The sequence below is a fragment of the Bradyrhizobium sp. C-145 genome, assembly GCF_023375135.1.
Lineage (GTDB): Bacteria > Pseudomonadota > Alphaproteobacteria > Rhizobiales > Xanthobacteraceae > Bradyrhizobium > Bradyrhizobium zhanjiangense.
In genome coordinates this window covers 1331275-1354146 of sequence record NZ_CP088150.1, presented here as the reverse complement: position 1 = coordinate 1354146, position 22872 = coordinate 1331275, and the positions used below count along the sequence as shown (strand labels likewise).

Genomic DNA, 22872 nt, shown 5'->3' with positions numbered 1-22872 from the left:
ATCACCAGAAAACCGGGAACTCCTCGAACCCGCCAGTGATGATCTCCTTGCGCAACTTCAACTGTTCGGGCGCGACGGCCAGGCGCAGCGCGGGAAAGCGCTGGAAGATCGAACCGAACACCGCCTTGAGTTCCAGCCTGGCCAGCTCCCCGCCGATACAGGAGTGCGGCCCGTAGGAGAACGCCAGGTGCGGCTTTTCCTGGCGTCCGATGTCGAAGATTTCCGGCTCGTCGAAATGGCGCGGATCGAACGACGTTGCCGGCAGGCCGACCAGCACCTTGCTCTCGGCGGGAATATGCACGCCCGCGATGGTCACGTCGGTTTTCGGATAGCGCATGATGCCGTCCCAGCCCGCGCCCGGCGGGTACATGCGCAGGATTTCCTCCACCGCCTTGTCCACCAGGGATGGATCGCCGACCAGGCGTTCGCGCTGTTGCGGATGGCGGAACATGGCCAGCAGGCCGCATTCGATCTGCGCGACGGTGCTCTCGTGCCCCGCCACCAGCATGCCTGCCGCCAGGCCGATGGCTTCTTCCTCGGTCGCCTTTCCCTGGTCGACCGCCGCGAGCAGATCCGTCAGCAGGTTGTCGCCCGGATCCTGGCGCTTGTCCCGCATCTTGTCGCGAATGTAGGCGCGCAGTTCTTCCCAGGCCGAGCGCGACGCCCTGCGCGGGCCGCTTTCATGCTGGTGCGTCATCACCTCGTCGGACAGGCGAGCGAAAAAGGCGTGATCCTCGTAGAGCAGGCCCATCAGGGCGCTGATGACCATGGCCGGAGCGGAAACGAGAGGTGGCGCCGCAAATCGGCGGGCTGGCGCTGGGCCGCCAGGTTCTCGTACAACTCCGCAGCGATCGCCTCGACATGCGGCGCCAGCAGCTTCACCCTGCGGCTGCTGAAGGCCGGCGCGACGAGCGTGCGTAACCGGGCATGCTCGCCCCCCTCGTGCGAGACGAGCCACCCCGGCGAACCGAGAATCACCGAATCCGGGGTGAACGCCGTCGGCGGCATTCCCGCCGGCCGGAACGCCGCGTCGGACAGCGCCGCCTTGGCCTCGTCGTAGCCTGTCACCCACCAGCCTTCGTGCCCAGACGGGAAACGCACGCGGTGTATCGGACCGTTGGCGCGTAGCGCCAACATCTCGGGCGAGGGCTCAATGTGATCGACGCGCCACATCGGCAGCATCGGCAGGGGTTGTTCGGACACGGTGTCACTTCACTCTCTAAGCAATGGAAGGGCGCCCGCAGGCACTGCGGTCACCGGCTTTACGTGCGCTTGCGTTCACTTCTGTTCGTCGATGATGATCAGCGGGGAAGGTGACCGACTCTTAGAGCCTCAAGTTGGCTTTAGCCAGCTACTGAATCTTGTAGTAGCCCCCTAAGCTAAGCGCCTGGTGCCGCAAAAAATATGCGGAAACTCTGTCGCCACGCGATGCCATACGGAAACCTATTTCAGATGGGTATCCGCCTATGTTGGTTGGCCTCATGCGCGTCTCAGAACACGGACCAGCAGCGTGACGCGCTGCTCGGCTCGCCATCGTGACCTCGCTCAAGGACTATCGGGTGGCGTTCCGCTCGCTGACCGAGAACCTGCACACGGCGACGCCCTCGGGCGGTCCTGTTCCGGGTGCGGCGCGCTCGCGCAGTATGAGCGCGCTCTATCTAGGAGCGTGCGGCGTCGATCTTGCCAAGATCAGGGACTAGTTCGCCAAAGGCGACTCGGTGCGCGTCGAAGGACAGCTGCCGGATCGTTTCATACAGGCGACCCCGGGCGAGATTTCTAAAGGTCCATCAAGGCTTGGCTCACCCTACAGGAGAATAGCCACGGAAGCACCAACCCAACAGCAGCTCGATAGACTGAAGCGGCCGAGTGGAATCGCCCGCGTCCCAAATAACTCCGAAGCCGTCACGTCAAAAGAGGAAGCGGAGAAGCTCTACGGGAGCGACTGAAAGTTTTCTCGCATATTGACTTGCGTTTATCTCTAGGACCGCCAACGGAGAGCCTTCATGTTCGAGATGACGACATCGAGAACATTCAAGCGACAATCCGGTGCGCCCGATTGGACAACCTAGTCACAGCGACATCAGATGGGCCACTTGCGACGCCTCTTCCGCTCTTCCTCGATGAGAGCGAAGGCGAACACGGCGCGCTATACGGGCACCTAGCGAAGGGCAATCCGCATGGCGCACGGCTCCGATCGGAGAAGCTCTGGCGATCTTTACTGGCGCAGAGGCTTATGTGACGCCATCCTGGTATCCCAGCAAGCGACAAGCTGAACATGTGGTGCCGACATGGAATTACATCGCGGTCCACGCCCGTGGGCCGATTGAGTTCTTCGAGGATCCCACTCGCCTGCTTGAGGTTGTGACGCGTCTGACGAATATCCATGAGACATCACGTGCGACTCCCTGGGCCGTCAGCGATGCTCCCGCGGATTTCATCGCCGCCCTGTTGCGTGAAATCGTCGGCGTTCGCATCCCGATCACCATCGTCGAAGGCAAACGCAAGATGAGCCAAAACCGCCCCGCGCCTGATCGCATTGGTATCGCCACCGGCCTAGCGGCGAGCAAGATGGCACGGGAACAGGAAGTTGCAGCTCTTATCTTGGTTCAGGACTGAGACGATAATGTGCATGACCAGCAGCGCCGCAGCCATCTTACATCTACAGCTCTCACAGACTCCAGCGGTCGGGCCATCAATTACCTCGCGGAATTCACGAACGGAAACGTCAGCTCGGGCTTGCAGCACTGTGCAGACACCTGTCGGTATTCTGACAGAGGCACAATCTCGTGTCAGGTCCAGTACAACGCGCATAATAAGCGTTCAGACTCTCGAAAGCCGATTCGACTTTGCGGCTCCCCGCGCCGCCTGGGATGCCATTGCTTAAAACAACCTATCCAGAAACAGAGCCACAGAGGCAGCAATGCTCGCTCTCCAAACTCCCTCTCGCCCCGGAAGCAATTACATTGTTGAACCAATTCGCGCACAAGTGCAAAAACTTGGAATCGAGACTCACGTCAGCGACATTTTGACATTTGCGAGCCGCGCAACTCAGTTTAGGCGCATGAGCAAGCAAGAGCGGCTGCGCTTGTATATGCAGGCCAATGATTTGTCCCCAGAAAGAACCGTTATCGTCACAGTGAGCGATATGCCAGTTGAGACAGAACTTGCCCGCGATCTCGGTCTCGTCAACGTATCAATCGTGGGATGAATTGTTTCCGAGGCGCGCTTCCGCGCGGCAGGGCCGGACTACATGATTCATGACCACCATAAACTATTGCAAATTCTACCGAAGCATTGCTTTCTTCAACGCAGGTAGTGATTACAAAAGCATGACGGAAGATCTGCCGTTTGCTCGCTCCTGATGTGCGCTTCGCGATTCGACATTCGAAGGGGTGAGCTCGGTGAGCGATTCCTTTCGTTACTCGGCGCCCAACCACTGGCTCGGTTCGAGGACTCGCGCCAAATGCCACGATCCTTTCACTGCCCATTGTCGAGTACATGCTTGTGTTTCGCTTGGCACGACGCTTGCTGAAGATCATTTGTCCCAAGGGGCGAGGAAGAACTGCAAGGGCTTGGAAAAGCAAGATGAGCACAAACGCTTTGATCGGAGGCGTCATTCCGAGAACCGATGTTGTGAAACGTGCAGCGCGCATCGGTGCCGAAGTCAAAAATATCAAGCTATCAGGCGATCTACCGGATCACACGATCGCCGCGATCAACAGGTTATTGCTCGAGCACAAGGTGATCTTCTTCCGCAATCAAGGGCATCTCAATGACGCCGAGCATGAGCGCTTTGCCGCCCGTTTCGGAAAGCTAGTGCCACATCCGATGCTCGGTGCTACCAAGGGGATGGCGTCGCTCCTCGAACTGGACTCCACTCGCGGCGGCGGTCGCGCCGACGTTTGGCATGCGGATGGGACCTTCGCCGACGCCTATCCCAAGATTTTGGTCCTGCGGGCCGTTGTAATGCCAACGTTCGGAGGCGACACCGTGTGGTCGAACACAGCTGCCGCTTATCTTGGTTTGCCGCCGCCGCTACAGCGGCTTGCCGAGGGCCTATGGGCCGTTCACAGCAACGTCTTCGATTACGTCGGGATCGCGCGGGTCCGCGAGGTCGACAAGAAACATTTTGACGAGGTGTTCACTAGAACGGTTTTTGAGACCGAGCATCCCGTCGTACGCGTCCATCCCGAAACAGGCGAGCGGACGCTAGTGCTCGGCGCCTTGGTGAAGCACTTTGTTGGGGTCCCCAAATACGACGGACAAAAGCTGTTCGATCTGCTCCAGTCTCACATCACCGCGCCCGAAAACACTGTGCGCTGGAACTGGTTAGAGGGCGATATTGCGATATGGGATAATCGCGCAACGCAGCATTACGCGGTCAACGATTACGGGGACCAGCATCGCGTCGTACGTCGGGCCACGATCGAGGGTGACGTGCCTGTCAGCGTCGATGGCCGGAGCAGTGTAACGCGCCTGAAGGTGACCGAATAACTGCACTCGACGCCCAGCGCTCTCGCGTCTGAAAACGAGAAAACCTGGTAATCGGAGTTGTTGCAGGCAGACGCGGGAACACACTTTCCGACACGATATCTCAGCTCTTAGCGCCAACTCGGCAGCGCCTTGGTTGATGCAAGCAACTATTTAGCGTCGACCAACAGCTTCGAGGAAACCTTGAGCATCACTGTCCTTCGCCAGCGGCCGGTACGTGGCCTTCACGTTTCAGTTTAGAAAATCCTCGATCCGTGGCCATAAAGCGCGCCAACATGGGGGCGATGAGTTTAGTCGGATCGACCACTTGACCACCCTGACGCGTAAGCGCTTCTGCATATGCAATGAGATCACGATGCACGGCCGCAGGTAGCTCCGTACTCACTTTGACGGGCTTGTCGTCTGGAAGCTCTCCTATTTTGAGTTTTGGCATGTTGTCACCCTCTATACGGCGTAAGTATGAGGTCATGATTGACAAGAACACGAACCGGGAAGCCAGGTCGCACGGTCAGAGTAGGCTGGATGCTGAGACTGCGGCGAACGACCTGCTGCCCGGTCTGGTTTAGTGAGTCCGAGGCGCCGTGGCGCAATGCCTGGATGATTGCGCTGTTGTTGCTGTTGGTGTCCGAGCCGGCACCCAGTTCGCTCCCGATCGCCAGAAACGTTGATAGTGCCGCAGCCTTGAACAACTCGCCCCAGTGATTGTCGACCTGATCTTCGAGACCTGCATACCCGGCCGTGTCAGCGCCAGGCTGCCGCTCGAGAACGATAGAACGTCCATTCGGCATGATCAGCCGTGTCCAGACGAGCAGGACGCGAGACTGGCCGAAAGTGACCTGGCTATCGTAGATGCCGATCAGACGCGCCCCCTGAGGGACAAGCAGAAAGCGGCCGGTCGGGGTGTCATATACGCTCTCGGTCACTTGGGCCGTAATTTGGCCTGGCAGGTCCGACCTGATGCCCGTGATCAAGGCTCCCGGAATAACCGTCCCAGCCTGCACGATGTATGGTGAAGCCGGCCTGGTGACACGGTCAGTGCTGACCGTGCGACGGTCTACCGAGGCGCTCACGAAAGCAAGCTTTCGGTCCTGAGCGTTCTGCGCAGATCCGTCTTCGCCAGTGCTCGTTGCGTTCGGTGGCACGACGCGGTCGCTCCCAGCAGCCGCAGCGTCGGCCGGTCGCACTTCTCGCCCATTGGTCGCAGCGAACAAACGGCTGATGCGAGCGGCCTCGGTCTCTTGATCCTGGCGCTGCTGTTCCAGATTACCGGCGATGATCGGCGACTGTCCTTGGGCAGCAAGGATTGGTCGGCCGAGGTCACCAGGGAGCGGCGGGCCAAGCTGCGGGATTGGTTGGTGCGGAACGCCAGCGTAGTCCTTTGGCAGAGCCGTAACGCCATCGGCGACATTGCGATGGTCAGTGCTGTAGAGCTCATCGGCCGGCTGGCTTCGGGGACGATTGTTCTGCAGCGACCATAGGACCGCTCCACCGACCACAAGCAAGGCAGCCGCGCTCCCTGCCGCTAGGACTTTTCGGGACAACCGTGTCACGCGCTGATGCTCTGCTCTCAGGCGGAAGCTTTTGGACTGTTCCTCTTGTGTCTCCGGCGGAGCTGCTTGATCCTGATCGTTTCCATTCTGAGTGTTCATGACGACGGCCTCCCGTCGGTCCTGACAATCCTGACCTTCTGCTGGTGCTCACCACCGAGCCGCAGTTCGGCGGCTGCGAACAGCCGATCAACGATCAACACGTTACCGTAGGCACGATAGTTGACGAGTTCGGTCTTGCCGTCGGGGCCGATGACAAAGAGCGGTGGCATCTCACCTTGCACGATGCCTTGCGGGAATTCGACATAGACCTTGCGGCCATCGTCATATGCGGCGAGCGGCCGCCAGGGAGGACTGTCCCCCTCGATGGCGTAGCGGGCGATTCGCTGCGCCGGATCTGGAAGAACGGGTTTCAGGACGGCTGAACGCGACCGTTCGCGTGTCGTTTCGGGATAGTACCAGGCAACGGATGGCATGTAAGGCCGCTCGCGGGAGCGGAGCTCGATCAGATAGGTACGCCGGTCGGTATTGACGACCAGATTGGTCTCGATCGATGCCCGAGTTGGCTTGACCAGGATATGGACGCGCCGCGTGTCGCCGCTCCCGCTCTCGGTATCCCCCACGACCCAGCGGACGGTGTCTCCAGCCGCAATGGGCCCTGATCCCGTCAACTGCTCTCCTTCCTCGAGCGCGATATCCGTGATTTGTCCCGGTGCGGCGTAAATCTGATAGAGCGCCCCGGGACTGTAAGCGTAGATCTGCGCTGCGTTGAAATATCCCCGCTTGCGCGGCTCGACACGGGCGGCGCTGTTGGCGGTCTCAATCCGGTTCACGGGCTCGGGCTCTTCCTTCCCGGCCGACTCGCCGCCGAGAGCCGGCTTCCAGAGTGGCGGAACGTGAAGCGGCCGAGATCTGTCCTCCAGAGGCGATGGAGGCGCCGGCAGTGGCGGAACTTCCGCGTCATAGCTGATCTCCGGCGGTATGTAGGTCGCGCACCCACCGAGGGCCGACGAGCCAAGTAATAGCGCGGACAGAAATGTTCGCTTCCCGGCCAGGATCTCGAACAAAGTCGAACTGAACCTGCTGAGCGGGATGGAACGCTTCGAATGAACGTCAGACGGCGTCTTGGTCACTGACTCAACTCCTTCGACCAGTTGATGGCGCGGACGTAGACGCCAAGGGGATTCTTGCGCAGGCGCTCAGCGTCGCGCGGGGTCTCGATCACGATGGTGAGAATCGCGGTCCAGCGCTCGGTCGAGCTCATTGAGCCGTTATCGTAATTGCGTTCGGTCCATGCGACCCGAAAGCTCTCTGAAGACGCGCGAATGACGCTGGAGACCTCGACGGAGATTTGCGCCTTACCCAGCTTGGCAAAGGGGTCGTTGTTGCGCGCATAATCGTTGAGCGCCGCCGCTCCGCGATCGGTCGTAAAATCGTAGGCCCGGAGCCAGTTTTGGCGCAGAACGATGCTGTCGGCTGGTAGGCCTCTGACATCCTCGATAAAGCGCGCCAAGTGGTAAGCGATCTGCGCATCAGTGGGTTGATAGTCGATGTTGGCTGGCGCAACCCTTTGGGCCCGACCGAGCTGATCGACTTCGACCACCCATGGCGTGATCGATCCCTGGCTCGAATGCCAGACAAGACCTCCGGCGAGACCGGCGGACAGCATCAAGCAGCCGAACGCCATCAGGCGCCAGTTCCTGGCTTGCACGCGCGCCGATCCAATGCGTTCGTCCCAAACCTGCGCTGCCTTTTGATAAGGTGTGATCGGCTCGGGCATGCGCCCGTAGTGTAGGGAAGGTCGTTTGAACATCGATAGTTGCCCCTGAGATCAAGTGATCGGCTTCGAGTCGTGCGGTCTACGAGTTTGAGGCGCTGCTGCGTTGCCGTGGCGCAAGTGCAGTGGTGCGGGTCAGCGCTCTCCTTCGGACAAATCGACGGAGGAGCCGCTGCCACCGTGATCGCCCGAGCGAACCGCTTGGCCGGCTACTGAAGCACCATGCCGAATGGTCTGGGCGCGCTTCATGCGGCGCGCCCAATCGGGCTGCTCTTCGGTCGGGGTGCTCGCGGCCTGCGCGCCGGCTTCCCCGCCTCCGCCGAGGGCAGCCGCTGCGCGACGTAACGGGCTCATGGCAGTCGAGCTGCCCGCCTCCGCAACGCCAGCAAGGCCACCACTCCGATAAGCGGCGGCCGCTCCGCTCATGACAGCGCCGCCACCGCGCGCGGCACCTGCAATCGCACCACCAGCGAGACCGGCACCGCCAGCGGCGAGGCCCGCGCCCGCCGCAACAATGCCGCCGGCAGCAAGGCCTGCCCCGAGCGCGGCACCGGCGCCGAGCTGGGGTCCGCCAGAGACAAGCCCGTTTGCGATTCCGGGACCAAAGATACCGAGGCCCAGCAGGGAGAGCGCAGCAAGGACCAGCGTCATCGCGTCTTCGATGGTCGGCTGAGCGCCGCCGAAGCCAGCGGTGAACTGCGAGAACAAGGTCGATCCAATGCCAATGATAACGGCCAACACCAGAACCTTGATCCCTGAAGATATGACGTTGCCCAAGACCCTCTCTGCCGCGAATGCGGTCTTGCCGAACAGGCCAAAGGGAATGAGCACGAAGCCGGCCAGCGTCGTAAGCTTGAACTCGATCAGAGTGACGAAGAGCTGGATCGCCAGAATGAAAAAAGCGAGCAACACCACGACCCAGGCGAACAGGAGAACGACGATCTGGACGAAATTCTCGAAGAAGCTGATGTAGCCCATCAGATTGGAGATCGAATCGAGCAGCGGCCGGCCGGCGTCGAGTCCGACTTGAGCGATCTTTCCGGGTTTCAGGAAATCGGATGCGGACAAGCTTGCGCCTGATGCTTTCAACCCAACGCCGGCAAAGCTTTCGAAGACGATGCGCGCCAGGCTGTTCCAGTTGCCGATGAGATAGGCAAAGACACCTACAAAGAGCGTCTTCTTCACGAGACGCGCGATGATGTCTTCCTCCGGCCCCCAACTCCAGAACAACGCAGCAAGCGTGATGTCGATCGCGGCAAGGGTCGCTGCGAGATACCCGACTTCACTACCGAGCAGCCCGAAGCCATTGTCGATATAACCCGTGAATGTTTCCAGGAATTGGTCGATGATCCCCGTACCCGTCATGGCTCGCTCGCCTCGGGCGCCACCAGGTTCGGATATCCCTGCGGGATCCGGCTTTGATCCTTTGGAACTAGCGCGATGCCGGCGGCGGAATTGTCGTGGCCAGGAGCTGCGGCACCGTCTTTCTTGCCAAAGAAGCGACGGCGGTTTTCGGCCCAAACTTGTTTGCAATGCTGATAACCCGCTGCTTCCTCCGCAGTGACGCTGCGGCAGCGTGCGAGGTCAGAGCTGGTTGCATCTGTCGTCTGCTCCGTCTTCGGCAGCGCGGGCGGCTCGTCGCCACCGCGAAGCTGATTCGTGCAAGCAGTAACGACCAACACGCCGATTGTCGTAAGCAGCGACAACGCCTTGAATACCCTTATGTCAGTCATTAGTGGAACATCTGCACATTGGAGGATTGATAGCCCTGCCCCGGTGTCAGGAAGCGCCGAAGCTGTTCTCGTCCCTGATCCTGAGCCGAGGCGCGCTGAGCCGCATCAAGACTATGCGCCCTACCTTGCGCCGTCACGACAGCGGTAAGGTCGGCAAGCTGCTGCGCATTCAGCGCAAGAAGCTGATTGCCAGCCTGCGTTGCCTGTAGAGTGCCGCTCGCGCCTTGGCTGGACGTTACGAGTGCGGACGTCTGGACACGATTGGTGTCGAGATTGCCAACGATGCCGGCCTGGACGCGAAGCGCATCTTGTGTTGCCGCGTAAGTATTTTGCCACCGCGATTGAGCGTTGGTGACCAGCAACTGGCTGGATTGGTTGCCAGCGGCCGGGGCGTAGCTCGTCGAGAACGCGCGATCGATCTGCTGGACGTCGTAGGCGATCCGCTGGGCCTGGGCCAGCAATTGCTGGGTCCGCTGGATCGATGATTGCAGTTGCTGCAGCGATGAATACGGAAGGTTTGCCAGATTCTTCGCCTGATTGATGAGCATCTGCGCCTCGTTCTGCAACGAGGTGATCTGATTGTTGATCTGCTGGAGCTCCCGCGCCGCGGTCAGGACATTCTGAACGTAATTATTGGGATCGAAGACAATCAGAGCCCGCGCAGGTACGGTGGCGCCAAGCAGGAGCGCGATGCTGCTAGCAGCCGCCAATAAACCGAGACGCCTCATAATGATTTCTCCAGATTGACGAGATTGGGGATCAGATCGAGGGCCCAGGCGACGCCACGGTGCTGGAGCCAGGCCGGCACAAAGCCGTCGGGTCCATGCTCGGCGATGAGTTGCGCGATGACAGCCTGGTCTGTCTTGGAAGAGGCTGCGGTGAATGCGAGCGCGACCTCACCAAGGCCAAGTTCGAACATCCGGTTGCCGCGACGAGACTGGCAATAGTAATCGCGCTTTGGCGTTGCCCGGCTCAGAAGTTCGATCTGACGGTCATTGAGGCCGAAGCGGCGGTAGATGGCTGCGATCTGCGGCTCGATCGCCCGTTCGTTCGGCAGCAACAATCGCGTTGGGCAGCTTTCGATGATGGCTGGCGCGATCGCCGATCCATCGATGTCCGAAAGCGACTGGGTGGCGAAGATGACGGAGGCGTTCTTCTTCCGGAGCGTCTTCAGCCATTCCCGGAGTTGCCCCGCAAAATCTTCGTCTTCGAGGGCAAGCCACCCTTCATCGATAATCAGGAGTGTCGGCCGGCCGTCGAGACGATCACCAATTCGATGGAAGAGGTACGCCAGCACGGCCGGCGCCGCACTCGTTCCGATCAAACCTTCGGTCTCAAACGCCTGGACCGACGCCTCGCCGAGACGTTCGAATTCAGCATCGAGCAGGCGCCCGGAAGGTCCACCGAGGCAGTATGGTTGCAGGGCGCGTTTCAAAGAATTCGATTGGAGCAGGACAGACAGGCCCGTCAGGGTGCGCTCCTCCCTCGGCGCGGAAGCGAGTGACGTCAGCGCCGACCACAGGTGATCCTTGACCTCCGGAGTGATCTCGATCTTTTCCCGTGCGAGGATCGCGCCGATCCATTCCGTCGCCCACCCTCGCTCGGCGAGATGATCGATCCAGGCCAACGGTTGCAGGGCGACGGGGTTTTCGTCCCCGTCAGATAATGCACCGCCGAGATCATGCCAGTCGCCACCCATGGCGAGCGCGGCCGCCCGGATCGAACCACCGAAGTCGAACGCAAAGACCTGGGAGTGCGGATAACGCCTGAACTGTAGCGCCATCAGCGCAAGCAGGACTGACTTGCCTGCACCGGTCGGTCCCACCACGAGGGTATGGCCGACGTCGCCGACGTGCAGCGAAAACCGGAAGGGCGTCGATCCCTCAATCTTGCCAAACAGGAGTGGCGGCCCTTTGAAATGCAGATCCCTCGCCTCGCCGGCCCACACGGCCGACATCGGAATCATGTGGGCGAGGTTGAGGGTCGAAACCGGTGGTTGCCGCACGTTGGCATAGACATGTCCCGGCAGACTGCCGAGCCAGGCTTCGACGGCGTTCATCGTCTCGATCATGCAGGTGAAGTCGCGGCCCTGGATGACCTTCTCGACCAGCCTCAGCTTTTCGTCGGCTGCACTGGGATCGCTGTCCCACACCGTGATGGTGGCCGTGACAAAGGCTTGTCCGATCTGATCCGAACCCAGTTCCTGCAGCGCGGCGTCGGCATCAATCGCCTTGTTGTGGGCATCGGTATCGAGCAGCGTCGACGCCTCGTTCGTCATGACCTCCTTGAGAATGGCGCCGATGGACTTTCGCTTGGCGAACCACTGCCGCCGAATCTTGGTCAGCAGCTTGGTGGCGTCGGTCTTGTCGAGCATGATCGCCCGGGTCGACCAACGATAAGAGAATGGCAGGCGATTCAGGTCGTCTAGGATTCCCGGGGTCGTGGCGCCCGGAAAGCCGACAATCGTCAAGACCCGAAGATTGGCTAAGCCCAACATCGGCTCGAGCCCGCCGGTCAGCGGCTGGTCGGCCAAGAGGGCATCGATGTACATCGGAATTTCGGGCACGCGAACGCGATGACGCTTGGTCGAGATCGTCGAGTGCAGGTAAGTCAGCGTGGCCTGATCATCGAGCCAGGCGCATTCCGGCATGAACCCTTCAACAAGCTGCAGCACGCGGTTGGTTTGATCGACAAATCCGCGGAGCACCTCGCGCGCGTCGGTGCCGACGGTGCGACCGCGGCCCTCATAGAGCAAGCGCTCTGCCCTGGCGGCCCCCTCCTCTGGCGGCAGATAGAGGAACGTTAGGAAATAACTGGACTCATAGTGGGCCTCCGCCTCTTCGAACTGAGCTCTTCGCTCGGCATCGACCAGTGCGGATGCGACATCCGGAAAGGTGTTCAGCGGATAAGCACCCGCGAAATGGCGCTGCGCCTCGACGAATACGGCCCAGCCTGATCCCAGGCGACGCAAGGCGTTGTTCAAGCGACCCGCGACGGCGACGAGTTCAGCCGGCACTGCGCTATCGAGGTCCGGGCCCCGGAATTTTGCCGTCCGTTGGAACGAACCGTCCTTGTTCAAGATGATCCCCTCATCGACGAGGGCTGCCCAAGGCAGGAAGTCTGCGAGACGCGCGCTGGAATGGCGATATTCAGCGAGATTCATCATGATCGAGAGCTCAGAGGTTGAGATGACTGGGAATGCGCAGATGTCGGCGCACCACATCGACGAAGGCGGGATCGCGCTTGGCGGCCCAGACGGCGGCCGTGTGGCCGATGAACCAGAGGACAAGACCCGCGATCCAGAGCCGAAGTCCGAGCCCCAGGGCTGCCGCAAGCGTGCCGTTGACGATCGCGACCGACCGCGGCGCGCCGCCCATCAGGATGGGTTCGGTGAGTGCGCGGTGAACGGGCACGACAAAGCCTGTGACCGGTTCATCCATCAGATCACCACGCCGCCGCCAAAGGAGAAGAACGACAGGAAGAAGCTCGAGGCGGCGAATGCGATCGACAGCCCGAACACGATCTGGATCAACCTGCGGAAGCCGCCTGACGAATCCCCGAACGCGAGCGTGAGTCCGGTGACAACGATAATGATGACGGCAATGATCTTGGCAACCGGGCCCTCCACCGACTGCAAGATCTGATTGAGTGGCTGCTCCCAGGGCATGTTCGAGCCAGCCGCCCATGCCGGCGCCGCTGCCAAAAGCACTATGCCGAAAGCGGCCAACGATGCACCTCGAAGAAAGCGAATTTGCTGACGCATGTCAGTCTCCTGCTGATGAAAGGCTGTAGTCGCCGCTGGCGCTAAGCCCCGAGACGATGGCGAGCTCAGCGAGGCGACGGTCGGCGCCGCGGCCTGCAAGTACGGCGACGAGGTTGATGGTGTCGGCGATCATGGCACGCGGAACCGTGATGACGGCTTCCTGGATGAGTTGCTCAAGCCGCCGCAGCGCGCCGAGCGCGGTGCCCGCATGAATAGTGCCGATGCCGCCGGGATGGCCCGTACCCCAAGCCTTGAGTAGATCGAGTGCCTCGGCACCTCGGACTTCGCCAATCGGGATGCGATCAGGTCGTAGACGCAGGGAGGATCGAACGAGGTCGGAAAGTGTGGCCACGCCATCCTTCGTCCGCAGCGCTACAAGATTAGGCGCTTTGCACTGGAGTTCGCGGGTATCTTCGATCAGCACGATCCGATCGGAGGTCTTTGCCACCTCGGCCAGGAGCGCATTCGTCAATGTAGTCTTGCCGGTCGATGTCCCACCGGCGACGAGGATGTTCTTCCGTGCGGCGACCGCGCCCTTCAGAACCTTGGCCTGCTCCGAGGTCATGATCTCCTTGGCGACGTAGTCGTCGAGCGTAAACACGGCGACAGCGGGTTTGCGGATAGCAAAGGCCGGAGCCGCGACGACCGGAGGCAGGAGGCCTTCGAAGCGTTCGCTAGTACCAGGGAGTTCGGCCGAGACCCGTGGCGCGCCGGCATGCACTTCGGCGCCTACATGATGCGCCACCAGGCGAACAATGCGCTCGCCATCGGCTGCGGACAGCGTTTCGCCTGTGTCGACCAGTCCATTCGACAATCGGTCGATCCACAGCCGCCCATCTGGGTTGAGCATCACCTCGATGATCGCTTCGTCTTCGAGGTAGCCTGCAATCGCAGAGCCGAGCGCGCTGCGCAGCATCCGCGCACCGCGCGAACTCGCTTCCGATTGAATGGAATGGATTGCCACCGTTCGCTCCCACCGAATGAGGACGTCCAACGAGCGTCCTCATATGGGGATGATTAGAAAAGGCACCGATGGACTTGGCGCAACACGCGGTTTCCGTTGATCGTAATCTGGCGTAGAAAAAGAAAGACTGCGAACCGAGGTTTGGGATCTACTGTTGGCTGCGAGTCGTTGCTCACCACTCCGCATCATCATCCGCGGGGAGGATGATGACCGAATCCTCATACAACCCAATCGACTCGACAGCGTAGGAAACATCAGCCGGCTCGAAGAAGAGGATTGAACTGATCCACGCAGCGATGGATCGGCGCCAGGGCAGCGCGAACCAGACCAATGCCGCGATCTGCAGTGCTACGTTGAGACCGAACGCGACTTGATAGGCTGGGAGGGGCCTATGGCCATCGGTCGTGGGCCATTGCTCCAAGATTAGGCCTGTCGCGTATTGTGCCAGAAATGCCCAACCAAAGTGCAAGACGTTCAGGGCGCCATTGGCACGGCCGGCAAGCTCCGGCGGAAAATAATCTGCCATCACCGCGAAGCTGACTACAGTCGCCGTTCCGACGATTGCGACAACGGACCAGGGCAAGATGGACGGCAGAGGCGCTCGCAGGATCAAGGCCAACTCGGCTGCGATAAATAGTACTGCAACCATCGCCAATACTGTCTCCGCCCCGATTCCCCTTCGTTTGATGCAATGGACCGTGATACCGAACAGCCAGGCACCGCAGCTCAAGACGATCGACATTATGAAAAGCTGTCGGACGAGACTTGCGCGATCAAACCTCTCGACGTCGGTTAGCCACGGCGATGCCCACAATCCCTGCAGCGACCAGGACGATCCAATGCAAGTCGCCGACAATGGGGCCATTCGCCAAAAGCGCCGATCGCTGGAAACGGAGCTCAGGGTGGTGGACGCCGTTGATGGGGCAATGCCTCGTTCCGGTACTACGACGTAGATGAGAATGGCTATCGCACCAGTAGCGGCTGCCAGGATCTCAAAAAGCTGCCGCCAGCCCATCCAAGCAAGCAGGTGTTCGACGGGAGCAGTAGCGGTCATCGCTCCTAGTGAGCCCAGCATGACCATGTAGCCGTTCAGCAAGCCAACGCGCTCCCTGGGGAACCAAAGGATGATGGACTTCAGTCCCGCCGTGAGCGCCGCCGCTACACCAAGCCCGATCATTGCACGCGCGATCAAGAGTGACAGGAAGCCAGTCGATACGGCGAACAGTCCGGCGCCCACTGCTGCGAGCAAGAGCAGAGCACTCTGGACGCGACGCGGACCAATTCGGTCCAACAATATGCCGATGGGGATCTGAACCGCCGCGAACACCAAGAAATAGACTGACGTAAGCAACCCGAGGTCGGCAGTCCCAAGACCGGTATCCGAGCTGAGATGACTGGCGATCAAAGCGTTGATCGTTCGAAACAGATACGAAAGATAGTATCCAGCGGCAAAAGGAAGAAAAACGCGCGCAATTCGACACCATTCTGTTGAGATTTGCATGCCGGCCCTCTTGCTCTCAGCTCGTTCTAGCCGATAGCTCGTCGAGCTTTCTGAGGGCGCGGCTAAATTGCTGCGATCGTGGGCCGGCGTACAAAAGAAAAGTCTGGCGGGACAGCAACCTAGGGCATGTACTCGTAACCGGCTGATGATTGATTTCCGGTCACCCTACGACTTCCGCCGTTCAGCCTTGGGAAACAGCCATGAGAACTAGCGTCAGCGCCTGACTTGGCTTGGCTAAGGCGAGCCACATCTGCTTCGTTGGCACGGCTCCGTCGTCCGAGGTCACCTCAACGAGCGTTGACCTGCCCCTGCGTATTTCCTCCAGATGGAGTTAGAGTCCGGCCCGAAGAAGGACGGGCAGATGAAGCGAGCAAGGTTCACGGAAGAGCAGATTATCGCAGTGTTGAAGGAGCATGAGGTTGGGGCAAAGACGGCCGACCTGGCTCGCAAGCACGGGGTCTCGGAAGCAACGATCTACAATTGGAAGGCCAAATTCGGCGGCATGGACGTTTCAGAGGCGAAGCGGTTGAGGGCGCTGGAGGACGAGAACGCGAAGCTGAAGAAGCTTCTAGCCGAGCAGATGCTCGACGCCGCCGCCCTTCGCGAGCTTCTTTCAAAAAATGTATGGTCCGCCCCCGTCCGTGCAAGGGTTCGTAACAGCAAAAATGACGCTTCCAGTTGCATAAATGTATCCGGCCTCTCGCGAGTGGACTGCTGTTGCAGCCAGGCCATGATGAGATCCGCGCACGCCGTTCCCAATAAATGGTTCGGGCACGAAGCCCGCTTTTTTGCACAGGGCTTACGGCATGTTGATCCACTGTTTCGTCATCACTGTTCCCGAGCCTTGCAATCGAAGCCAGAAGCGTCAGGTGAAAGCAGGATCTCTGCGTTCGTAGAGAGCTCCAGGCTTGTTCAAGACCACCCAGACAATGCGGGCCATCTTGGCGGCTAGAGCGACAACGGCCTTGTTCGGATGCATCCGAGCCTGGAGTCCGTCGAGCCAGCTTCCTAGGCGATCGCGCGTCCGGTCCAAATGCCGAAAGCAGTATCGCGCGCCATGCACTAGAAGCTTTCTCACATAACGGTTGCTGCGTTTGCTGACGCCAAGCAACGTCTGTTTCCCGCCGGTCGAGTATTGCCTGGGCACTAACCCCAGCCAGGCAGCAAGATCGCGGGCCTTGCGAAACTGCAGCCCATCACCGATCGCGGCAAGTACAGCGGTCGCACCCAATGCGCCGATACCAGGGATTGTCATCAGCCGGCGTGTGACGTCCTCTCGATCGGCGACCGCTTCGATCTCCTGTGTCACTTCGCGGATCCGTTCTTCGAGGCGGCGGAGATCGGCGAAGAGATCGCCCACCAGGCGACGCATCACTGGTGACAAATCGTTTCCTTCGTCATTCAAAGCGCGCGGCAACTCGAGTTTGAATATTCCGGCACCCTGACGCAAAGTTACACCGTACTCGAGGCAGAAAGCCCGCATCTGATTGATCAGGCGTGTCCTCGAGCCGACCATCTGGTCACGGATTCGATGCAGCGCTTGAAGATCGACCTGGTCCTCCTCCTTTACGGCGACGAAGCGCATTGTCGGGCGCGTCGCGGCCTCAGCGATCGCCTCGGCGTCGATGATATCGTTCTTGTTTGACTTCACGTAGGGCTTCACGAATTGCGCGGGGATCAGGCGCACCTTGTGACCAAGTGCCTGTATCTTCCGGGCGAGCCATTGTGAACCGGCGCAGGATTCCATGCCAACTATGCTTGGTTGTGCGCGAGCAAAGAACTGAAGAAGCGTGTCCCGTCGAAAGCGAACTTTCTGAACAGGTGTGCCGTCGCAGCTCAGGCCAACGACGTGGAACAGGTTCTTGCCAATGTCGATTCCATAGACAGCCGCCGGTCGCGGCAAATTGCGATGGGCCATGATACTCTCCTCTTTTGATCCGACCTTCCTATGATGAGGCAGGAGGACGGGGCGGACCATCCCATTAATGGTAGGGCCCGCCGCCAAGCGCGCTGCGGTCGCGCATCTGCAGGCCGTCATGAGCCTGTCGGAGCGGCGGGCCTGTTCGATTGTCGGAGCGGATCGGAAGATGATCCGCTATCGCTCCAGCCGTCCTCCGGACGCGACTCTCCGTGGCCGGCTGCGTGACCTTGCCAACGAGCGGCGGCGTTTCGGCTACCGCCGGCTGTTCGTGCTGCTGCGGCGGGAGGGTGAGCCATGGGGGATCAACCGGATCTACCGGCTTTATCGGGAAGAAGGGCTCACCGTCCGCAAGCGGCGGGCTCGCCGCAAGGCCGTGGGGACCCGTGCCCCGATCCTAGTCGAGGCGATGCCCAACGCCCGCTGGTCGCTGGATTTCGTCCACGACCAGTTCGCCAACGGTCGGCGCTTCCGCATCCTCAACATCGTCGACGACGTCACGCGCCATTCCGGATACGTCGATCTCAGGACGACGCGTCGCTCGCGAACTGACGGCCGTCGTCGAGAGGCTCTAACCGCGGCCGGATGAAAGTTCGTGGCAGGTCAGTCCAGCCGGAACGGCCAATCGTCCGACACGCGTTAGGCAACGGGCCGGTTCTCGTAATCCTTGACTCTCTCAACTGCTGGTGTATGGTCCCAACCATCGATACTGGCCGAACAACTGTTCCGCTTTCGCCTCAGATCCTGCGGCGCGCACGTTTCAGACATTCTCCAACATCGACTAATTGAACACTGGCCGCAGCTCCGCGCGCCGGATCCTGCGCGTATACGAAAGGAAACCCTGATGAACACGGGTACAGTGAAGTGGTTTAAGGCGTCGTGGCAGACCGTCGTACCGGCAAGTCCGCTGCCGAAAACCTTCGTGCTGCTTAGTTAGCCGCACGACAGACCTGTCGCTCCAGCCACGGATGTACTGGCAGAGCTTGTGGTCCTGCCCCGCGCCCGAGCCATCGGGAGCGGGGTTTTTGATTTAATCTGGCAAAGAATTCAACAGCCTCGTTTGTGGCTTCGCTTCGACAATTGGCCCTTATGTCGCTGAGTTACGATTAAGGCACAGGCTGAAAAGCTGAAACGAGCGCTGCCTCGAAGCTCATCGCGCGAATTGATTTCGCAGTGGCTTGTTTTGTCTTTCAGGCGCATAAATCGGTATGCTCGATTCTCATGACCGATCTTGTCGGTGCGGCGCGGTCTATCTATAGCCGAACCGAGGCGATGGCCCCTAGTCGGAAGATCGCCAGCTTCGAGTGCTCGGTTTGCGGCGCTACCATGGAATCGTGGAACACCGCCTGGGTGCCCATCTACAGGTTGATTGCCGGCCCCGTTCGACATTCCTCATCTGAAGGATGACTTCACCTCGCAGCAGTAGCTTGTGGCGGGAATTGCCGTTCATGGCAGAGTCAGTTGGCAACTCGTTTACTGTCGTTGACGTAACCGCGGACGATTTGTCGGCAGAGGGGCCCACAAAGCAGTCTTGGATTGCGTTTGCCAAGCCAAGTGAGGCGTTGACGCTGGTACTCGCAGCCCTTCCGGAAGGCTGGACGGCGGAACTCCTGATTCAACCCTGACGGAAGTGCAGCAAAGGCTTTTCGAGGAGTTAAACCTCAAGCCGGGCGATGTTTACAGGCTGCCCCGGTAAGACGGTTCAACGCTCTGCCGACCACGTCGGCATATTCACCAGGCGTGGGTGCATCCGGAACGTGGTATCGTTGGGACCAAGCAGGAGATTCAATGAGCATCGTAAAACGTCATCTGGCCGAGCAAGAAGAACGCCTGGTACTAATCGAGGAAATTTGCATCGATACGGGAGCGCTTGTCTTGGATACTGCCACGGACGAAGTCTACTTCTCTGCAGACGAAGGGGCCTACAAGAACGCCTACGTCCCCTGTTTCAAGCGTGGGCGAAGGGCACGATCAAGGGCACAGCGGAACAGATATTCGAGGCTACAAAATCCATTCTTGAGGACTAGAGATTCCGCCCTGGACACAAGGCGAGTCAGATAGAGTCGTGAGCGATGAGGAAAAATAATGCCATATGCCTACAAGCTGAATGAGGACGTTCGCCACCAAGCTCAAGGCCCGCAAGGACGCGCCGCAACTGAACCGCCGATGGTTTATACGATCGTACAGCACATGCCCATCGAGTCTGATGGACGAGTTAGGTACCGTATCAGGTGCAAGTCCGAGAAGATCGAGCGCGTCGTTACGGAAGATCAGCTTTCGCATTTTCAGTGATCTCTCGTATTCTTCCCGCAAGCGCCCATCGGCCTCCCACAGGGACAGGAGGCAGCAAGGAGGAAAAATGTCAGACCGGCGGGAGCTCTATCGGAGCCCAAACGGCGACGCATGGTTCATCGCACGCGAGCCGACAAACGGCTACGCGTTCATCATCCACCAGCCCAATGCGCCCTCTGGCGGCCGGCTATCTCACGTCGAATTGGGTGAGTTCTTGCGTGACGGGAAGGGACCCGAACAGCAAGCATTGTTGCGATTGATCGGAACGCTGGTCGAGGTACCGCCCTTTGCGTAGGATCCTTGCACCCATTTATCATGGCCGCATCGTGTTGTAACGCAATGGCCACTTCAACAGCTGCTACCAACTTGAAAGCGAGTTGAGAAAACTCTTCTTGGTAGAGCAACACGTGAGGCCTCCGGCCGCGAAAGTCCTCCACAGGCCCCAAGCGTTCATCAGCCTACTTGCCGCGAGAGAACCTCCGCCACCTGCGAGAATGGCGGCTTTGGTTGAGGGAAGCTGGAACAATAGAGGTGGTAGCCGGACCTTCGGCGCGAGCCAGAAGCGTCAGGCGGACATGACCGTTGCAGGAAGGCGTCATCAAATCACTTCGCGTAGCCCTGTGATCGGAGCCAGGCGATCCTACGCTCTCCATTCATCCAATCATCAATATCGGCTTTGCTCGTGAAGCCCGTGATTTCTCGGGGCTCTGCGCCTGGATACTCGGCGACGATAGTCCAATCGCCCTCAGATTTGCGAACCGGTTTGAAGCTCACTTTGATTTTTGCCATGCCGGACCATGCAGGAAAGCTCGCGGAAAAGGAACCTCGTCCTCCACAATGCAGGTAGTTACCCACCAACTGCCTCGCCCGTAATGGCTCTGGAGCCCACATTGCGGGCGAGCGGCAGGGAATTATTTGCACGCTTGAACAGAAGGAGTAATCGCTATCCTCCTGATACGGACATCTTCCGAGAGAAGCAGTCAGCCTGCCGAAAGGGGCATAGTGAAGGTGAACTTGGTTTCTTCACTCGTCGAACTGACCGTCAGTTCGCCGCCGTGAGCTTTTGCGATCTGGGAAGCGATGTAGAGACCCAGTCCGAGTCCCTGGCGGCTGGCGTGTGCGTTCCCGCGGAAGAAGGGCTCGAACAGCTTGTCCATCGCGGATTGTGGGATCGGCTGGCCGGCATTGGAGACCCAGAGCTCGAATACGTGCTCCCTTGTTTCCGCGTGAACGATGACCGGCTTACTTGAAGATCCATGCGTGAGGGCGTTTCCGACGAGATTGGACAGCATCTGCCCAAGCCGTTGGCCATCGCAGTTCACGGGCCGCTCGATCTTGAACTCGGCCTCTATGATCCGACCCGGCGAAGCCAGTCTCAGTTCGTCCACGACGCCCATGAGCACGGGCTCCAGCGAATTTCTGAGATCGAGGTTCAACCCAATTCCGCCGCCAAGCCGCCTACGCGCCAGATCAAGCACGTTGTCGATCAGTCCTGCCATTCGCATGACGGTGGTCTGCATCATGGCGATAACCTGCCGCTCTTTCTCGGTCTGCACTGTCCTTTCGAGGATACGTGCCCCGGCACTGATCGAAGCGAGCGGATTGCGCAGATCATGTCCGAGAACGGCGATGAACTGCTCTCGGAGCTCCGAGGCTTCGTGCTCTCGTTGCAAATTGACTTCGGCAGATCTTTCGCCTGTTCTTGCCGCCTCGCGGGCTCGAAGAAGCTCCTGTTCGTACCGGCGCCGATCAGTCGCTCTGATGAGCGCCAGGCGGATGGAGACAGGCTTGCCGTCAGCGTCCCGACGCTCGGTTGCGTTGGCGATCATCTGGAGCAACTGCCCGTCCGCCTTGATGACGTCGATGGCGAATTCCTCGAACGAACCCTGCATTCGCAATAGCGGCGCGACGTGAGTTTCATAGTAGATGCGCCCTGCGACCGTCAGAAAGTCGCTGAAGCGCTTGCCGATCATCTGGTCGGCGGCATGACCGCTCCAGCCGGCGATAGCGAAACGTAACCGCAAGGAGCGTCCTCGACCATGTCGGTGAAGTCGAGCGAGACCACGCTGGTCACACAAACGTTCGCATCGCGGACACCACTTCTTCCGGTGCGCTGAGGTTTGGACAATGACCGGTCGCCTTCAGAACGATCATCCGGCTGTTCGGGATGGTACGGTTAACAAAGTCGCCGACCTCCTGGCTGGCGATAATGTCCTCGCTGCACTGAAGGACGAGTGTTGGCACGGCTACACGGGCAAGATCCCTGCGATTGTCCGAAGTGAAGGTCACGCGAGCGAATGCTTTGGTTATTTCAGGATCGGTTCGGCAGAAACTGTTGGTCAGCTCCTGGCCCAGCTCGGGGCGGTCCGGATTGCCCATGATCATTGGCGCCATCCGCGCGGACCAGCCCATGTGGTTGGATTCCAGAAATTCCAGCAGTTCGTCGATCTGCTTTGCGCTGAAGCCGCCGGTGTATCCTTCGTCGTCAATATAGCGGGCCGATGGGCCGATCAGCACCAGCTTGCCAAACATTTCCGGCGCCTTTTCGGCCGCCATCACGCCGATCATGCTGCTCACGGAATGGCCGACAAAGACGGCGTCCGAAAAGTCCAGCTCGCGGCCGATCTCCACGACGTCGGTCGCGTAGCCCTCAAGGCTCGAATATTTGGCTCTGCCGTACGCGCTTAGATCCGAACCCCCGGCACCGACGTGGTCAAATAGGACTGTCCGGAAGTCCGCTTCGAACGACGGAGCCACGAAGCGCCACATGTTCTGGTCGCAGCCGAAGCCATGCGCAAACATCATCGCTTTTGCGCCGGCACCTTGAATATGCACGTTGTTTCGTTCAAGCACTTTCGACATGAACCACCTTGTATTCCCTTGCGC

Annotated in this window: 19 protein-coding genes and 5 pseudogenes; 7 read left to right on the top strand and 17 right to left on the bottom strand. The window is 59.7% G+C overall.

What is annotated here, in order from left to right; all coding sequences use genetic code 11:
• Position 1: 1 nt before the first annotated feature.
• A pseudogene (locus LRP30_RS06450) lies at positions 2 to 1203 on the bottom strand (cytochrome P450).
• A 332-nt stretch (positions 1204 to 1535) separates the two neighbouring features.
• Between LRP30_RS06450 and LRP30_RS06445 the strand changes: the two are divergent.
• The 4 genes and pseudogenes from LRP30_RS06445 to LRP30_RS06430 all read left to right on the top strand — a co-directional run bounded on the left by LRP30_RS06445 (position 1536) and on the right by LRP30_RS06430 (position 4494).
• Positions 1536 to 1700, top strand: coding sequence for a hypothetical protein (locus tag LRP30_RS06445; protein ID WP_249759722.1), 165 nt, complete (start codon positions 1536 to 1538; stop codon positions 1698 to 1700).
• Positions 1701 to 1966: 266 nt separating this feature from the next.
• Positions 1967 to 2616: pseudogene (locus LRP30_RS06440) on the top strand (FMN-binding negative transcriptional regulator).
• Positions 2617 to 2920: 304 nt separating this feature from the next.
• A complete protein-coding gene (locus LRP30_RS06435; protein ID WP_249759721.1) occupies positions 2921 to 3208 on the top strand; it encodes a hypothetical protein in 288 nt (95 codons plus the stop codon).
• A gap of 377 nt (positions 3209 to 3585) precedes the next feature.
• Complete coding sequence (locus LRP30_RS06430; RefSeq protein ID WP_249759720.1) at positions 3586 to 4494, top strand: TauD/TfdA family dioxygenase; 909 nt, start codon at positions 3586 to 3588, stop codon at positions 4492 to 4494.
• A gap of 187 nt (positions 4495 to 4681) precedes the next feature.
• Here the strand turns inward: LRP30_RS06430 and LRP30_RS06425 are convergent, their stop codons facing one another.
• From LRP30_RS06425 to LRP30_RS06370, 12 genes are all read right to left on the bottom strand, one after another.
• Positions 4682 to 4924 (bottom strand): DUF2274 domain-containing protein, encoded by a 243-nt coding sequence (locus LRP30_RS06425; protein ID WP_128931751.1) that lies wholly within the window; start codon positions 4922 to 4924, stop codon positions 4682 to 4684.
• A 4-nt stretch (positions 4925 to 4928) separates the two neighbouring features.
• Complete coding sequence (locus LRP30_RS06420) at positions 4929 to 6140, bottom strand: TrbI/VirB10 family protein (RefSeq protein ID WP_249759719.1); 1212 nt, start codon at positions 6138 to 6140, stop codon at positions 4929 to 4931.
• On the bottom strand, positions 6137 to 7171 hold the full coding sequence (gene trbG / locus LRP30_RS06415) for a P-type conjugative transfer protein TrbG (protein ID WP_249759718.1): 1035 nt from the start codon (positions 7169 to 7171) through the stop codon (positions 6137 to 6139). The genes LRP30_RS06420 and trbG overlap by 4 nt, the downstream gene beginning before the upstream one ends.
• Positions 7168 to 7851, bottom strand: a complete 684-nt coding sequence (gene trbF / locus LRP30_RS06410; RefSeq protein ID WP_249759717.1) for a conjugal transfer protein TrbF — start codon at positions 7849 to 7851, stop codon at positions 7168 to 7170. Before trbF ends, trbG begins: the two co-directional genes overlap by 4 nt.
• A 99-nt stretch (positions 7852 to 7950) precedes the next feature.
• Positions 7951 to 9180: a P-type conjugative transfer protein TrbL gene (trbL, locus tag LRP30_RS06405; RefSeq protein ID WP_249759716.1), complete on the bottom strand. Its 1230-nt coding sequence runs from the start codon at positions 9178 to 9180 to the stop codon at positions 7951 to 7953.
• Positions 9177 to 9548: a putative entry exclusion protein TrbK-alt gene (trbK-alt, locus tag LRP30_RS06400; protein WP_249759715.1), complete on the bottom strand. Its 372-nt coding sequence runs from the start codon at positions 9546 to 9548 to the stop codon at positions 9177 to 9179. Before trbK-alt ends, trbL begins: the two co-directional genes overlap by 4 nt.
• Positions 9548 to 10276, bottom strand: a complete 729-nt coding sequence (gene trbJ, locus LRP30_RS06395; RefSeq protein ID WP_249759714.1) for a P-type conjugative transfer protein TrbJ — start codon at positions 10274 to 10276, stop codon at positions 9548 to 9550. The genes trbK-alt and trbJ overlap by 1 nt, the downstream gene beginning before the upstream one ends.
• A complete protein-coding gene (gene trbE / locus LRP30_RS06390; RefSeq protein ID WP_249759713.1) occupies positions 10273 to 12714 on the bottom strand; it encodes a conjugal transfer protein TrbE in 2442 nt (813 codons plus the stop codon). Before trbE ends, trbJ begins: the two co-directional genes overlap by 4 nt.
• Before the next feature lie 10 nt (positions 12715 to 12724).
• On the bottom strand, positions 12725 to 12988 hold the full coding sequence (locus LRP30_RS06385) for a VirB3 family type IV secretion system protein (protein WP_249759712.1): 264 nt from the start codon (positions 12986 to 12988) through the stop codon (positions 12725 to 12727).
• The gene (locus LRP30_RS06380; protein WP_249759711.1) at positions 12988 to 13311 is read right to left on the bottom strand and encodes a TrbC/VirB2 family protein; all 324 of its coding nucleotides are present in this window, start codon (positions 13309 to 13311) and stop codon (positions 12988 to 12990) included. Before LRP30_RS06380 ends, LRP30_RS06385 begins: the two co-directional genes overlap by 1 nt.
• A gap of 1 nt (position 13312) precedes the next feature.
• Positions 13313 to 14227 carry a P-type conjugative transfer ATPase TrbB gene (trbB, locus tag LRP30_RS06375; RefSeq protein ID WP_249761702.1) on the bottom strand — a complete coding sequence of 305 codons (915 nt, stop codon included), beginning with the start codon at positions 14225 to 14227 and terminating at the stop codon, positions 13313 to 13315.
• Positions 14228 to 14447: 220 nt separating this feature from the next.
• Entirely contained in the window at positions 14448 to 15776 is a 1329-nt protein-coding gene (locus LRP30_RS06370; RefSeq protein WP_249759710.1) for an MFS transporter, read from the bottom strand.
• A 361-nt stretch (positions 15777 to 16137) separates the two neighbouring features.
• Here LRP30_RS06370 and LRP30_RS06365 point away from each other — a divergent pair.
• Positions 16138 to 16395 (top strand): annotated as a pseudogene (locus tag LRP30_RS06365) (transposase); the annotation flags it as partial.
• Positions 16396 to 16641: 246 nt separating this feature from the next.
• Here the strand turns inward: LRP30_RS06365 and LRP30_RS06360 are convergent.
• Positions 16642 to 17694, bottom strand: coding sequence for an IS110 family transposase (locus tag LRP30_RS06360; RefSeq protein ID WP_249759709.1), 1053 nt, complete (start codon positions 17692 to 17694; stop codon positions 16642 to 16644).
• A 67-nt stretch (positions 17695 to 17761) separates the two neighbouring features.
• Between LRP30_RS06360 and LRP30_RS06355 the strand changes: the two are divergent.
• A pseudogene (locus tag LRP30_RS06355) lies at positions 17762 to 18260 on the top strand (IS3 family transposase); the annotation flags it as partial.
• Between the two features lie 1793 nt (positions 18261 to 20053).
• Positions 20054 to 20281, top strand: a complete 228-nt coding sequence (locus LRP30_RS06350) for a hypothetical protein (protein ID WP_091891373.1) — start codon at positions 20054 to 20056, stop codon at positions 20279 to 20281.
• A gap of 308 nt (positions 20282 to 20589) precedes the next feature.
• Here LRP30_RS06350 and LRP30_RS06345 read toward each other — a convergent pair whose 3' ends face one another.
• The 3 genes and pseudogenes from LRP30_RS06345 to LRP30_RS06335 form a co-directional block, all read right to left on the bottom strand.
• Positions 20590 to 20841 (bottom strand): hypothetical protein, encoded by a 252-nt coding sequence (locus LRP30_RS06345; protein WP_249759708.1) that lies wholly within the window; start codon positions 20839 to 20841, stop codon positions 20590 to 20592.
• Positions 20842 to 20966: 125 nt separating this feature from the next.
• A pseudogene (locus LRP30_RS06340) lies at positions 20967 to 22027 on the bottom strand (HAMP domain-containing sensor histidine kinase).
• Between the two features lie 29 nt (positions 22028 to 22056).
• The gene (locus LRP30_RS06335) at positions 22057 to 22848 is read right to left on the bottom strand and encodes an alpha/beta hydrolase (RefSeq protein ID WP_249759707.1); all 792 of its coding nucleotides are present in this window, start codon (positions 22846 to 22848) and stop codon (positions 22057 to 22059) included.
• Between the last annotated feature and the right edge of the window lie 24 nt (positions 22849 to 22872).

Bases quoted from the DNA above. Each gene is read 5' to 3' on its own strand.
- trbJ (WP_249759714.1), bottom strand. From the start codon at position 10,276: ATGAGGCGTCTCGGTTTATTGGCGGCTGCTAGCAGCATCGCGCTCCTG.
- trbK-alt (WP_249759715.1), bottom strand. From the start codon at position 9,548: ATGACTGACATAAGGGTATTCAAGGCGTTGTCGCTGCTTACGACAATC.
- LRP30_RS06425 (WP_128931751.1), bottom strand. From the start codon at position 4,924: ATGCCAAAACTCAAAATAGGAGAGCTTCCAGACGACAAGCCCGTCAAA.
- LRP30_RS06420 (WP_249759719.1), bottom strand. From the start codon at position 6,140: ATGAACACTCAGAATGGAAACGATCAGGATCAAGCAGCTCCGCCGGAG.
- trbL (WP_249759716.1), bottom strand. From the start codon at position 9,180: ATGACGGGTACGGGGATCATCGACCAATTCCTGGAAACATTCACGGGT.
- trbF (WP_249759717.1), bottom strand. From the start codon at position 7,851: ATGTTCAAACGACCTTCCCTACACTACGGGCGCATGCCCGAGCCGATC.
- LRP30_RS06350 (WP_091891373.1), top strand. From the start codon at position 20,054: ATGTCAGACCGGCGGGAGCTCTATCGGAGCCCAAACGGCGACGCATGG.
- LRP30_RS06380 (WP_249759711.1), bottom strand. From the start codon at position 13,311: ATGCGTCAGCAAATTCGCTTTCTTCGAGGTGCATCGTTGGCCGCTTTC.
- LRP30_RS06335 (WP_249759707.1), bottom strand. From the start codon at position 22,848: ATGTCGAAAGTGCTTGAACGAAACAACGTGCATATTCAAGGTGCCGGC.
- LRP30_RS06360 (WP_249759709.1), bottom strand. From the start codon at position 17,694: ATGGCCCATCGCAATTTGCCGCGACCGGCGGCTGTCTATGGAATCGAC.
- LRP30_RS06435 (WP_249759721.1), top strand. From the start codon at position 2,921: ATGCTCGCTCTCCAAACTCCCTCTCGCCCCGGAAGCAATTACATTGTT.
- LRP30_RS06385 (WP_249759712.1), bottom strand. From the start codon at position 12,988: ATGGATGAACCGGTCACAGGCTTTGTCGTGCCCGTTCACCGCGCACTC.
- LRP30_RS06370 (WP_249759710.1), bottom strand. From the start codon at position 15,776: ATGCAAATCTCAACAGAATGGTGTCGAATTGCGCGCGTTTTTCTTCCT.
- LRP30_RS06430 (WP_249759720.1), top strand. From the start codon at position 3,586: ATGAGCACAAACGCTTTGATCGGAGGCGTCATTCCGAGAACCGATGTT.
- trbE (WP_249759713.1), bottom strand. From the start codon at position 12,714: ATGATGAATCTCGCTGAATATCGCCATTCCAGCGCGCGTCTCGCAGAC.
- trbB (WP_249761702.1), bottom strand. From the start codon at position 14,227: ATGCTGCGCAGCGCGCTCGGCTCTGCGATTGCAGGCTACCTCGAAGAC.